At 60.9% G+C, this 12,598-nt stretch carries 11 protein-coding genes; 2 read left to right on the top strand and 9 right to left on the bottom strand.

Features of this window, described 5'->3' with window-relative positions; translation table 11 throughout:
* The first annotated feature begins 38 nt into the window (after positions 1-38).
* Positions 39-1,766: an IlvD/Edd family dehydratase gene (locus BM438_RS11330; protein WP_093634361.1), complete on the top strand. Its 1,728-nt coding sequence runs from the start codon at positions 39-41 to the stop codon at positions 1,764-1,766.
* Positions 1,767-1,775: 9 nt separating this feature from the next.
* A complete protein-coding gene (locus BM438_RS11325; RefSeq protein ID WP_208620647.1) occupies positions 1,776-2,699 on the top strand; it encodes a dihydrodipicolinate synthase family protein in 924 nt (307 codons plus the stop codon).
* A gap of 69 nt (positions 2,700-2,768) precedes the next feature.
* Here BM438_RS11325 and BM438_RS11320 read toward each other — a convergent pair whose 3' ends face one another.
* The 9 genes from BM438_RS11320 to BM438_RS11280 form a co-directional block, all read right to left on the bottom strand.
* Positions 2,769-3,515, bottom strand: a complete 747-nt coding sequence (locus tag BM438_RS11320; RefSeq protein WP_093634360.1) for a winged helix-turn-helix domain-containing protein — start codon at positions 3,513-3,515, stop codon at positions 2,769-2,771.
* Positions 3,516-4,163: 648 nt separating this feature from the next.
* A complete protein-coding gene (locus BM438_RS11315) occupies positions 4,164-5,336 on the bottom strand; it encodes a porin (RefSeq protein WP_093634359.1) in 1,173 nt (390 codons plus the stop codon).
* A gap of 147 nt (positions 5,337-5,483) precedes the next feature.
* Complete coding sequence (locus BM438_RS11310) at positions 5,484-6,332, bottom strand: class II glutamine amidotransferase (protein WP_093634358.1); 849 nt, start codon at positions 6,330-6,332, stop codon at positions 5,484-5,486.
* A 116-nt stretch (positions 6,333-6,448) separates the two neighbouring features.
* Complete coding sequence (locus tag BM438_RS11305) at positions 6,449-6,814, bottom strand: response regulator (RefSeq protein WP_028196001.1); 366 nt, start codon at positions 6,812-6,814, stop codon at positions 6,449-6,451.
* Between the two features lie 21 nt (positions 6,815-6,835).
* Positions 6,836-7,807, bottom strand: coding sequence for a chemotaxis protein CheX (locus BM438_RS11300; RefSeq protein ID WP_093634445.1), 972 nt, complete (start codon positions 7,805-7,807; stop codon positions 6,836-6,838).
* Between the two features lie 51 nt (positions 7,808-7,858).
* Positions 7,859-8,398, bottom strand: coding sequence for a hypothetical protein (locus tag BM438_RS11295; RefSeq protein ID WP_093634357.1), 540 nt, complete (start codon positions 8,396-8,398; stop codon positions 7,859-7,861).
* Positions 8,395-9,129 carry a methyl-accepting chemotaxis protein gene (locus tag BM438_RS11290; protein WP_093634356.1) on the bottom strand — a complete coding sequence of 245 codons (735 nt, stop codon included), beginning with the start codon at positions 9,127-9,129 and terminating at the stop codon, positions 8,395-8,397. Before BM438_RS11290 ends, BM438_RS11295 begins: the two co-directional genes overlap by 4 nt.
* A gap of 56 nt (positions 9,130-9,185) precedes the next feature.
* Positions 9,186-11,576 carry an ATP-binding protein gene (locus BM438_RS11285; RefSeq protein WP_093634355.1) on the bottom strand — a complete coding sequence of 797 codons (2,391 nt, stop codon included), beginning with the start codon at positions 11,574-11,576 and terminating at the stop codon, positions 9,186-9,188.
* Positions 11,577-11,791: 215 nt separating this feature from the next.
* Complete coding sequence (locus BM438_RS11280; RefSeq protein WP_093634354.1) at positions 11,792-12,487, bottom strand: DNA alkylation repair protein; 696 nt, start codon at positions 12,485-12,487, stop codon at positions 11,792-11,794.
* Positions 12,488-12,598 lie beyond the last annotated feature (111 nt).

Raw genomic sequence — 12,598 nt, 5'->3', positions numbered from 1 at the left:
GCATCTGTCGAGTCCGCGAGTGCGTGAAGGAGACGACCATGAGCACCTCACCCAAAAAGCCATTGCGCAGCCAGGCCTGGTTCGGCAAAGCCGACAAAGACGGCTTCATCCATCGCTCATGGATGAAGAATCAGGGTCTACCGCATCATCTGTTCGATGGCCGGCCTGTCATCGGCATCTGCAATACGTGGTCTGAATTGACGCCTTGCAATGCGCATTTCCGCGAACTCGCCGAATACGTCAAGAAAGGCGTCTACGAAGCAGGCGGCTTCCCGCTCGAATTTCCGGTCATGTCGCTGGGTGAATCGAATTTGCGGCCTACGGCGATGCTGTTTCGCAACCTCGCGTCCATGGATGTCGAAGAGTCGATTCGCGGCAATCCGATCGACGGTGTCATCCTGCTATGCGGCTGCGACAAAACCACGCCCGCGCTGCTGATGGGCGCGGCGTCGTGCAACCTTCCCGCACTGGCGGTCTCGGGCGGCCCAATGCTGAACGGCCGCTACCGGGGCGAGACCATCGGTTCGGGTACCGGCGTCTGGCAAATGTCAGAGCAAGTGCGAGCGGGCAAGATGGAGATGGCAGAGTTCATCGAGGCGGAAAGCTGTATGAACCGCTCGCGCGGGCACTGCATGACCATGGGCACGGCGTCGACCATGGCCTCGATGGTCGAAGCACTCGGAATGGGTTTGCCGCACAACGCCGCGATTCCCGCCGTCGACGCGCGCCGTCAGGTACTGGCTCATATGGCGGGACGCCGCATCGTCGAGATGGTCCGTGAGGACCTCACAATGAGCAAGATTCTCACGCGCGAAGCGTTCGAAAACGCGATCCGCACGAATGCGGCGATCGGTGGCTCGACCAACGCCGTGGTGCATCTATTGGCGATAGCGGGACGTATCGGGGTTGACCTGAAGCTGGAAGACTGGGAACGCGGTTCGGATGTGCCGTGCCTCGTGAATCTGCAACCCTCCGGCGAATTCTTGATGGAAGATTTCTATTATGCCGGCGGCTTGCCCGCCGTCCTGCGCGAACTCGGCGAGGCGCAACTGTTGCATCGCGACGCGTTGACGGTAAACGGCCGCAGCATCTGGGAGAACGTGAGTCGCGCAGAATGCTTCGACCGCAAGGTAATCTTTCCGGTCGCAGAGCCGTTTAAGCCGAAGGCCGGCATTGCCGTGCTCAAAGGCAATCTTGCAGTGGATGGCGCGGTCATCAAGCCATCGGCGGCCACGCCCGAACTCTTGCAGCATCGCGGCCGCGCCGTGGTGTTTGAAAACGTCGAGGACCTGCACGCACGCATCAACGACGAGAGCCTCGACATCGACGCCAGCTGCGTGATGGTGCTCAAAGGCGCGGGCCCGAAGGGCTATCCCGGCTTCGCCGAGGTAGGCAACATGCCGCTCCCCACCAAGGTTCTGAAGCAGGGCATTACCGACATGGTGCGCATTTCGGACGGCCGGATGAGCGGCACTGCCTACGGCGCAGTCGTGTTGCACGTAGCGCCCGAAGCGGCCGCGGGTGGCACTCTGGCGCTCGTTCGCGATGGCGACATGATCGAACTCGACGTTGCCGGGCGACGCCTGCATCTGGATATCGACGATGCGGAGCTCGAGCGCCGCCGAGCGGAGTGGAAGGCGCCGGAACCGCCCGCACGCGGCTGGTACAAGCTGTATGTCGAGACGGTCCAGCAGGCCAATCTGGGAGCCGACCTGGCATTCCTCGTCGGTTCCAGCGGTGCGGCAGTGCCGCGCGACTCGCATTGAGCGGACGTCATGAACCAAGCTTCCGTTCATTCGAGCAGCATCGCCGGAATCTATCCGATCCTTTACGCATTCTTCGATCGAGACAACCATCTGGACCGCGGCGCGATGCGCCGACAGATGGAAGCCGTCGTGCGCGCCCAGGCTCCTGGTGTGGCCGTGCTCGGACTCGCCACCGAAGTCAACAAGCTCTCCCGAATCGAGCGCGAACAGATCATTCAGTGGGCAATCGAAGACAGCGGCGGCACGCTGCCGCTCGCAGTCACGGTAAGCGGCAGTTCAGTTGAGGCCCAGCGCGATCTGGCTGGCTACGCGATTGCACAAGGCGCAAGTTGGCTGATCCTGCAGCCGCCTGCGCTGGCCGCCGGCGCGCCGCCGCAACCCGAGGCGTTCTATTTCAACTTCTTCGCCGACGTGATGAACGGACTCGGCGTGCCGGTCGGCATTCAGAATGCGCCCGAATATCTCGGCATCGGCTTGTCGGCCGAAAGCCTAGAACGTCTCGCCGCACAGTGCCCGAACTTCCGCCTGCTCAAGGGTGAAGGTCCGTCGATCGTGCTGGCGGAAACGGTGGCGCGCGTCGGCCATCTGATGCCCGTGCTCAACGGGCGTGGCGGCATGGAGTTGCTCGACAATCTGCGTGCCGGATGCGCGGGCATGATCGTGGCGCCCGATTGTTTCGACTGGCAGCAGCGAATCTACCGGGCGTTCGTCGGTGGCGACGTTGCACAAGCCGAAGCGCTGTACGGCCAGGTGCTGCCGGCGATTGTCTTCGTCATGCAGTCGTTGGATACGCTGATCTGTTACGGCAAACGAATCGCTGCATGGCGAATGGGTTTCGACGTCCAGCATGATCGCGATGTAAAGCTGCTGCCCACTCGTTTCGGTCTCGAAGCGGCGCGGCGCTTCGCCGAGATGCTCGGGCCACTGCCTTAATTCACTCGCGCGCAATCTGGATTAGCCGATTGCGGCAATCGTTCCCGGCTGCGGCTGGCAGGCCGCACCTCACACGCCGGGCGCAACCATCACGTCGCGCTCGGCCGCTCCAATCTCGCCGTGCGGCACGAACACATAGCCGCGTCCCCACACCGTCTGCACATAGCGCGGCTCGGAAGGATCGATCTCGATCAGGCGCCGCAGCCGCCAGATCGATACATCGAGACTTCGCCCTTGATGCAGCACGCTATTACCGCGCAATTTCTCGTTGAGTTGCACGCGCGTGAGGACGGTCATCGCGTGATTGACGAAGATTTTCAGCAACGCGAATTCGGAGCTGCGCAGCGCGAAATGCTCGTTGTCGCGACGCAATTCGCGTGCGGAGAAGTTCAGCTCGCAACGTCCGAAGCGGTACGGCGGCCGCGTTTCCGGCGCGCCTGGCGCGAGCGCGCCACGCCGGCGCAGCAGCACGCGGATGCGGGCGAGCAATTCGGCAGGGTCGGCGGGCTTGCTCATGAAATCGTCGGCGCCGAGTTCGAGACCGATCACGCGATCGATCGCCTTGCTGCTCGCCGACAGCAAAATCACCGGCACGTCGTTGCCGCTCATGCGCAAGTCGCGCAGTACGGCAAGGCCGTCGCCATGCGGCGCTGAGACGTCGAGCACCAGCAACGCCGGCCGCTCCGTCTCGACCACGTGCTTCAGTCCGCCGCAATGCGGACGTGCGGATACGCCGCAGCCTTGCCCGCGTAAAGATTCGCCCACTACTGCCGTTAAACCGGCATCGGCGCCAACAAAGAGAATGTGCTGACTCATCCAACTGATTCCAGGAGACGATCGGTTTTCAGAGACAGGCGATGGATTGCGGGAATAGCAAATCCGCTGACCGCTTGTCGTCCGCGTCGCCATCTTCCCTGTATGCCGCTATTCTCAAAACGCGGAACAGCCCCCAAGGTTGGCAATTTCTTCCCAACTCTTTCAACGCAGAACGTGATATGGGAAGACTCGCAAAGTCAGCCTACGATGTGCGCGCTGGCTCCCGAAAAATCTCACCTTTGGTACGGAGCGAACGAGATCAGGCGCGAAGTGCCCATCGGAGCGCTCCCGAAAACCCTCACCTTTCGAGCTTGGGGGAAGGCCGCAAAGGCATGCTGGGCGGGCAACCGGTAGTTCAGAACCGGCTACTCCCGCAAACCCTCACCTTTGGAAGGGGTCGAGTAATCTGCATACCCAGGTAAGAGGCGACGTGTGTCAGGCACTCACATTCCGCGCCGATGGCGGATCTGCTCGGAAAATACTGGCGGGAGTCGTCGACGGAATTGTCGGAAGGTGAAGAGGAGTAATGCGATGCAACTCACGTGTGCGCTAAGGCATCACGCTCCCGAATATTCTCACCTTTGAGCTTTGTGAAGACATTCAAGACGCCGGCCGCCATCAGGGCAGCCGGCTCATTCAACCAGGCAATCAGAACTTGTGACGAATCCCCACCACTGCCACTTCCTGGCTGTTGGTCCCTGAATTCACGCCGTAACTGCCGATCGAGGCTTGCGCGCTCACCACTTTGCCGCTCGCGTTCAGCGTGTTGCCGCTCGCCTTCTGGTAGCCCGCTAGCGCATACAGTTCGGTGCGCTTCGACAACGCGAAGTCCGCACCGAGGTTGACCTGGTTGTAGTGTGCCGAACTCGGACCCGTCAACGACGTGTAGTTATAGCCAACGCCCGTGCGCAAGGCCGGAGTGATCTGATAGTTGAAGAACACCGAGCCGTTGTTGAACTTGGCGGTGCTGCTGAAAGCGGAGAACGTGTCGTTCGCGTACTGCGTGTTCGAGTAAGCTGCACCGACCGTTGCCGCGCCGATCACATACTGTCCACCCACCCGCACGATCTGAATCGACTTGGCGCTCGCAAAGCCCGCGTTGATGACGGTGTTGAACAGCGAATCGGAAGTGCTGGTCCACGTCCGCACATTCGCCGTCGTCGTCGTCGTGTTGCCGCCGTTCGCGTAGAAGTAACCTGCGCCGAGCGATAACGGGCCGTTTGCATAGGCCGCGCCGAAGCTATACGTCTGGCCACTGCCGGTCGCACCCGCCACACCACCCACGCCGTACAGCGCCTCGACCTGGAAGCCGGCAAACAACGGGCTAACGTACTTGACCGAGTTGCTTACGCGCAGACTGTTGTCGTAGTTGTCGAGGTCGCCGGGCGTGGCAAACACGCCGCCGAAGTAGTTGTCTTCCGTGAGACCTTGCACCAGATCGACCACCGGGTCGTATTGACGTCCGAGGGTGACCGTCCCCCACGTGCCGCTCGACAAGCCGACCACGGCCTTGCGGCCGAATTCGCGGCTGCCCTGCCCAAGCGCGCCCGTGCCAATGTTGAAACCATTCTCGAGCTGGAACACAGCGGCGAGGCCGCCGCCCAGGTCTTCGGTGCCCTTAAGGCCCCAACGGCTGCCAGACAGGTTGCCGCTACTGAACTTTACGAGCGTCGACTGATTCTGACCGCTCGCGTTTTGTGCGTTGTGAACATAGGCGATACCGGCATCGACGATGCCGTACAGCGTGACACTGCTCTGTGCCTGAGCGCCGGCAGCAAGCAAAAGACCTGCGGGCAATGCGAGGAGAGAAAGACGTTTCATTTTTGGAGTTCCCGTATCAATGTTGTATTTGTTTAAATCTGGCGCAACGATACGAGAGGAATTTGTGTCGGCAAACTAACGAATTCTTCGATGAATATGAAAATACCGGTAGCGTGAGCGCTTCTAAGGCCACGCGTTGGCGTGATGTCACGCAGGGATGGCGGACAGCTCGGAAGGTGCGTATTTCGCGGTGGCAAGGACTTCGGCAGGAACGGGTACGTGTGCGCGCCGCAACAGCGCGCCGCTGCGGAACATCAGCAGATCGCCCGGCTGGCAGGTGGTCCAGACTTCATCGGTGAGAGGGGTAGTGGCGATGACTGCCGTGCGATCCGCAGGCGTGCCGCGCTCGGCGAAATCAACTGAGAGGTCGCCGTCGACGAGACGCGCGCTCGAAAACGGCCAGTGACGTATCACGTACGACAGACGCGTCGAGCAATACGCGAACTGTGCTGTGCCGTTCGAAAGCACGAAGTTGAAAATGCCATACGGGTTCAGTGCGTGCGTCGCCTGCTCGATAACGTCGAATACCGCGTCGATGTCATTCGTGTCTGCATGATTGGCGAAATGCGCGTAGAGGCGATTCATGATGAAGCAGAACGCCGCTTCGCTGTCGGTCGTGCCGACTGGTGCATACGGACCTTGCTCCGGTTCACCGAGCGGCTGCAGGTCGCCGTTATGCGCGAACACCCATTGCTGGCCGCGCAACTCGCGCATGAACGGGTGGCAGTTCTCCACGCGCGCGCCGCCTTGAGTCGCCTTGCGAATATGCGCGACGACGTTACGCGACTTGATCGGATGGCTTTTCAGAAACTCGGCGACCGGCGACTGATACGCGGGCTTCTCATCCACGAACACGCGGCACGCGCGATCCTCGTAAAACGCCACGCCCCAGCCGTCTACATGGTGATCGGTAAGGCCGCCGCGCGCCGCAAAGCCCGTCAGCGAAAAACTGACGTCGGTGGGTTCGGCGCAGCTGAGGGCGAGCAGTTGGCACATGCTCGCAGACTAGCGTGTTTCAACCGCCGCCGTTATAGCGAATCATGCTTTGCAAATCACCGGCGCAGCGCTCCCGAAAACCCTCACCTTTGGCCGGCCCGCCGCGCATGCGGCGTCTAGCTCGCCAGCTTGCGGAACGTTTCCAGCACTGCGTCGCCCTTGAACGGCTTGACGATCCAGCCTTTCACGCCCGCCGCCTTGCCGCGCTCTTTCATCGCCGGGCTGCTCTCGGTGGTCAGCATGATGACGTTGACGGTCGTGTTCGCGAGTTCGCCGCGAATCTTTTCGACCATCGTCAGGCCATCCATATTCGGCATGTTGACGTCGCTGATCACCAGCTTGATGCCCGGGCTGGCCTTCAGTTTCGCCAGGCCGTCCTTGCCGTCCACCGCCGTGTCGACGTCCAGGCCGTTCTTCTTCAGAAAGCCGGCCACTTCGTCGCGCACCGTGCTCGAATCATCTACCACCAGAATTTTCGACATGTTTGTTTCCTATGACAACATTCAGAACAGATCCAGTTCGCCCGCTTCGACCATCGCGCCGACGTCGTCCGTGACTTCCTTGAAGTCCTCCGGCGACCAGCTCAGGCTGAACACAAAACGTTGATGCAGCTTGACCGAGCGGCCCGTCTGCGGGTCGGTCAGCGAGTACATGAAACACAGCTGCGGATTGCCGCTGCCGAACGAGATGTACTTGTGCTTGTGATTCACCAGCAGTGGCACCTGCACCTGGCTGCGCAGCCAGGCGTCCGCATCGCCGACATAGCGGTTCTTGAACGAACCCCAGATCAGATTGGTCACTTCGCCGAGCACGCCATTCAGATCGCGGAAATTTGCTTCGCCGTCTTCCGCGTGCTCGCTCATCCGATAACGATCGATCAGTTCGAGGATCGGCGCCTCTTCCGCTTGCATCATCATGTAACCGCGGCACCACGCGCTTTCCAGCGGAATCAGGCTGAACACTTCGCCGAAGATGATCCGGTCGCGCACGATATAAGGCGTGTCGCACGTGATGGTCAGATCCTTGAACACGTCGCCGAGAATCGCCTGCGTCATGTCGGCGATGCCGCGCACCAGCGCGTTCGGATAATCCAGGCTGAAGATGTATTCGTCGATCACCTTGCGCAACGGCGCCATATCGTGTGCGACGTAGGCCGCGCAGACCACGCGGCGCAAGCTCTCCGGCAGACTCTCGACGCTCGGATCGTCATCCCGCCGGATGATGATCGGCAGCTCGGGGCGCACCGCGTTGATCCTGATCGCGATTTCGGCGCTCGCTTCGGCTGAGCCACCGTAGCCTTCAGCGAACAGAACCGCGCCCAGATCGATGTTCGAGCGCAGCACCGACTGCAAGCGGTTCTTGCCGACTTTCACGCCAACCAGATTGTTCTCGTCACAAAAGCGCTTCAGCGCCGCTTTGTGCACGGGGCAATCGTCGAGCACCAGCACCTTGCTGACCGGCTTGTTCATGTTCATTTCGCGTTCCTGCTCGCTGCGGATATCGACGTCATGGTCGAAACCCAACACTCAAAACAACTCCAGCTCACCGCTGGATTCTTCGATCGCGCTCGTGTCGGCCACGAAGTCGATCGGCGCATGGGCACACACGCATACCGTCGCGGCAAGCTGCACGGAACTGTTCAGCGTGACCGAATACGACGACAGCAAACCCGGCTTCAATGCCGGCAGATGCCCCAGACAACGCGCGCTCAACACATAAGGCGTCGACATGCCGAGGTCCGGGAAATAACGCAGCAGCTCCTGATTCATCGCGCCGCAACACAGATTGCAGATTTCCAGAAACGCTTCCTGAAACGGCCGCTCGTCGCCTTCTTTCAGGTAGTAGCCGCGGGTGCTGTCGTTTTCGTCGAAGTGCAGGATCAGCAGCAGTCTGAACACGATCGACGAGATGGTCAGCACGACCACCTGGGTGTCCTTCGTTGCGCCCTCACCGGCCTCGCTGAGCGGCGCGATCTCACACGTATCGCCAGAATCCCGCGGCAAACGCGCCTGTGCCGCCTTGCGGAAAATGCGTTCGAAGCTGTCCTTCGCCTGGCTCGTGATCACGCCGGCACCTGGTGCAGCTTCGAGTGGAACTGATTGGCAAGCGATTCGACGCTGGAGAGCGACGCCGCGATCATCTTGCCACCCGCCTGGATGTCCTGGAACGTGGACGTGGTGGTCAGATCGTTGCGGTGCAGGCTGTCGCGATAGCTTTTCGACAATTCCTCAGAACGCGCAGCGAGCGCCCGAACCTCGCTCGCCACCACCGCGAAGCCACGTCCTGCCGGACCCGCGCGCGCGGCCTCGATCGACGCGTTCAACGACACGATCACCACATGCCGGACGATCGACGAGAGCTCCTGATTCTTCGCGTGCATATCGTGGTTCTGCGTCATCAGCGAGATCATCTGCTCGTGCCAACGCTCGAACGTGGCGCCGAGGCTCTTCAGACGCGCGGCTTCGCCGGCGATCTGTCGCGCCTGATGCGCCCACTGGTCTTTATCGTCAGTCGCTGCTTTCAACGTTACGCGCAGTTCGTCGACGCTGGCTGATTGCTGCCTCAGCTCCTCACGCAACTGCGCGGCCAGGGCTTCCATCTCCTGCGCGGCCTGTTCGCGTTCCCGGATCGCTTCGGCGTGGTCCGCCTGTGCCGCCGATAACGCCTTGATCCGTGCATCTGCTTCGTCACGCAACCGTGCCGTCAGCCTCGCGCTTTGCAACTTGTGCACGACAAAAGCCAGCAGCGCGGTTACCGCGCTGCCCGCCATCGCCGCCAATACGTACTGTTGAATCACAACCTATCCTTCCGAAGTCCGTCGCGAAGCGCGTCAATCGGCGCTCCGACCAACGGTCAATCCGCCATCGCGTCGAGTTGCAGTTCGCCGGCATCGCCGCGCGCCGCCACACCCAGCGTGTCGACGGCGAAGCTATCCGGCAGGCAGACGATCGTCTGGAACTGACGGAACGAAGCGCCCTTGTGATCGTCGGTGAAGCGCAGTTCGATGCGGCCGTTCTCGCGCCTGAGGAAGTCGCGCACCGCGTCCATGCCGACGCCACGGCCCGATACTTCCGTCACCGTTGCGGCAGTCGAGAAGCCCGGCCGGAAAATGAATTCGGCGATTGCTTCATCGCTCAGGTGTTCGTCGCTACCGATCCAGCCGCGCTCGGCGGCAATGCCGCGAATCCGTTCGAGTGCGAGGCCGCGGCCGTCGTCGCTGAGTGTGATCTGCAGCGCGCCGCTGTCCACGCCCACTTCGATGTCGATGGTGCCGGCCGGCGTTTTGCCGTGTGCGCTGCGCGCCTCGGCGGCTTCGATGCCGTGGTCCATCGAATTACGCAGCAGATGCATGAACACGTTGTTTAACGTACCGCCTGCCTGGCCGCGCAGACGGTAGCCGTTGTCGTCGATGCGCACGACCGGCGCCGGCTTGCCCAGTTCCTGCGCCAACGAAGGCAGCGAGTCCAGCACGCCGGAGAGCGCGTCGCGCACGCTTTCGCTGCCCAAGGCGCGCAAGGTCTGGCGCAGTGCATCGCGCATCGACTGCAATTCGTGGAGTTCGCCGGCGTTCGTCTTGTCCAGCATGCTCAAGGTCTGCTGAATCTGCTCCTTCTCGACCATCACATAGCGGCCCGCATTCCCAGCATTATTCGCTCCGACTTTGCTCTTGCGGCCGAGGCTATGTTCGTTGATCTTCGCGTAACTCTCGATCGCCTCGCGCACGCGCGTCAGCTCCTGCATCAGGTGTTCCTGATCCCACGAGCGGTCCGCGTCCGGTTGGCGCAGTTCGTGATAGCTCTGCTCGGTTTCATGAACGACGTTGGTCAGATGCGCCAGGTTATAGGTCCGCGCATTGCCCTTGATGGTGTGCATGTTGCGGAACAGCTCGGCGATCGCTGCATGGTCCGCTTCCGAATGCTTGCGGATGATGCGCTCGTTCTCGCTGACGAAACCTGCGGAGCTTTCAATGAAGTGATGGAACTTCTCTTCGCTCACCGCGAGAATCTCGCCGATCATGTCGAGACGGCGGCGCTGTTCGCTGGCTTCCGCAGCGAGCTTGCGCAGTTCGGTAACGTCGCGCACGCACAGCATCAAGCGCCCGATAACGTCGTTTTCGTCGGTGATTGCCGACCAGCTGAGGTCGAGAATCTTCACGCGGCCATCGGGCATGCGCTTCGAAATTTCACCGACCAGCAGATGCTGATTGAACGCGAAGTTGATGCAATCTTCGCCGAGGCAGGCATGCGCGGCCGCATCGACTTGCGAGAGCACGTCCGAGCCGAGATCGGTATCCGAGAACACCAGATCCATCAGACCACGCCCGGCGATGTCTTTCGTTTCGAAGATGTCTTCCAGATACGCCGAGTACTCCGAGTGGATCACGGCGCCGTCGACCACCGTCAAGATACCTTGCTGCATGTTCTGCAACATCGCCTGGATGTCGGCCGTTTTCTGCTTGAGTTGCGCGGAGCTTTCCTGAATCTTTTCGATCATGCCGTTGAAGGCAACGATCGAATGGCCGATCTCATCCAACCGGCCCACCGGCACGCGGCGCGTGAAATCCTGACTCGAAGCGATCTCGCTCATCATCGCTTGCATGCGGCTGAGCGGACGGGTGATCTGACGGTAGAGCAGCGTGCCGATGAAGGTCAGCAGAATGATCGCGATACCGGTCACGACGGCGATGGCCGTCGTAGTGGTGGAAAGCGTGGCGTTCAGTGCGGTGATCGCATCGTCTTTCTGGCGGTTCTTCTCAACACGCAGGGTTTCGACAATGCCTTCGAGTTCGTCGCGATACTGCGCGACGTTGGCGAACAGATACGCTTGCGCGAGTTCGTTCTTGCCGTCGGCCTTCATCTTCGCCGTCTCGGCGATTGCGGAGAAGTAGTTCTCGAGGCTGTCGTTGGCTTGGGAGACGAGGCCTTGCTGGGCATGGCTCGCGGCATCTTTGCCTTGCAGCGCAAGAGCCTGTTGCAACGAGGCCTTTTTCTTCTTCAGTTCGTCTTGTGCCTGGGCGACCATGTTGGCGTCCGGCGCGTAGACCAAGGTCATGGTCGCAAGCTGTACGTCTTTCACTTGCGAGACGAGGTCGGCGGAAGCCAGCGCGCTGGGGACGACGCCCTCGGTCACCTTGCGCACTTCGCCTGCGCTGCCGCGCGTTTGATACACGGCGTAGCCACCGATTGCCGACAAGGCGACGAACATCAAGACAACCAATAGCGTGATGCGATGACGGATAGTCATGTGAAACCCCCGGGGGTATGGCCTTCGCGTCCGCCCTCGATCGGGGCAGCGCGTTATTTGATAATTTGAGTCAAGCTTGCAGCGCTGCCGAGTATTGCTGGCGCATATTACTAAGCGATGACTACAGAGCGTTTGGCCACGCCCGAGAGCTTAAATATTCTTCTAAAGATTTTAGTTTCGACGCCGTTAACGGCCGTTGTTTCGCGATCGCCGCGTCAGCGGATCGGCGGCAGATGCTTCGACGCCTCACGCAACGTGAGCGGTGACAGAATGTCTCGCGCGGTCATCAGAAAGCCGCTGACCGCGTGAGGCGCATGCCACGCATAGTCCCGCAAGGCCCAGCCGATTGCCTTGCGAATAAAGAAGTCCGGCTCTGCGGCGAGCGAGCGTGCATAACCAAACAAACGCGTCTCGTCCGTATCGTCACGCCAGCCGAGTTGATGAATCATCGCGATACGGCGAACCCATAACGATTCATGCTCGAGCGCCGCGTCCATGCATGCTTGCGCGTGCGGCGTCTGTCCGCGCGCCGACTTCAGAATGTCGCCGACCACACCCGCCAGCGGATCGATCGAATCCCACCACGCGCTGCGTTGAGCGATTGTTAGTAGATGCTCGATGTCCGCGATCGCCAACGTCTTCCACTTGCGCGCCAGCAGATCGGTAGCCGCGTATTGGTATTCGCGCTGCGGCATCGCCCATAAGACGTGCGCACACGCGAGCAGGTGTTCCGCGTTTTCAACAGGCAGCCGGTTGAAGACCGGCAATGTCGCTTTGCGCCGCAGCGGCGTCGGCACCCCGATGAACTCGAACTGGTCGCGCATGTAGGCGCGCATCGCGACGGCGCGTCCGGCATCCGCGTGCGGCGCCAGCGCTGCCTTGATTTCTTCACCGAAAGCGTCAGGCGTCATTGGGAACGTGCTCCATATGAATGGAAAGTAACGCGCAGATGACTGCGTTTGCGTTTGGCGCAGGCCTCCCGAATCTTCTCACCTTCGAATCGAAAGTGCGTCGACAGGTAG

This window comes from Paraburkholderia aspalathi (genome assembly GCF_900116445.1).
Taxonomy (GTDB): Bacteria; Pseudomonadota; Gammaproteobacteria; order Burkholderiales; family Burkholderiaceae; genus Paraburkholderia; species Paraburkholderia aspalathi.
This window is presented reverse-complemented; position numbering and strand designations above follow the sequence as displayed.

Coding starts and splice junctions, on each gene's coding strand:
- BM438_RS11330 (WP_093634361.1), top strand. CDS start 39: ATGAGCACCTCACCCAAAAAGCCATTGCGCAGCCAGGCCTGGTTCGGC.
- BM438_RS11325 (WP_208620647.1), top strand. CDS start 1,776: ATGAACCAAGCTTCCGTTCATTCGAGCAGCATCGCCGGAATCTATCCG.
- BM438_RS11320 (WP_093634360.1), bottom strand. CDS start 3,515: ATGAGTCAGCACATTCTCTTTGTTGGCGCCGATGCCGGTTTAACGGCA.
- BM438_RS11315 (WP_093634359.1), bottom strand. CDS start 5,336: ATGAAACGTCTTTCTCTCCTCGCATTGCCCGCAGGTCTTTTGCTTGCT.
- BM438_RS11310 (WP_093634358.1), bottom strand. CDS start 6,332: ATGTGCCAACTGCTCGCCCTCAGCTGCGCCGAACCCACCGACGTCAGT.
- BM438_RS11305 (WP_028196001.1), bottom strand. CDS start 6,814: ATGTCGAAAATTCTGGTGGTAGATGATTCGAGCACGGTGCGCGACGAA.
- BM438_RS11300 (WP_093634445.1), bottom strand. CDS start 7,807: ATGAACATGAACAAGCCGGTCAGCAAGGTGCTGGTGCTCGACGATTGC.
- BM438_RS11285 (WP_093634355.1), bottom strand. CDS start 11,576: ATGACTATCCGTCATCGCATCACGCTATTGGTTGTCTTGATGTTCGTC.
- BM438_RS11280 (WP_093634354.1), bottom strand. CDS start 12,487: ATGACGCCTGACGCTTTCGGTGAAGAAATCAAGGCAGCGCTGGCGCCG.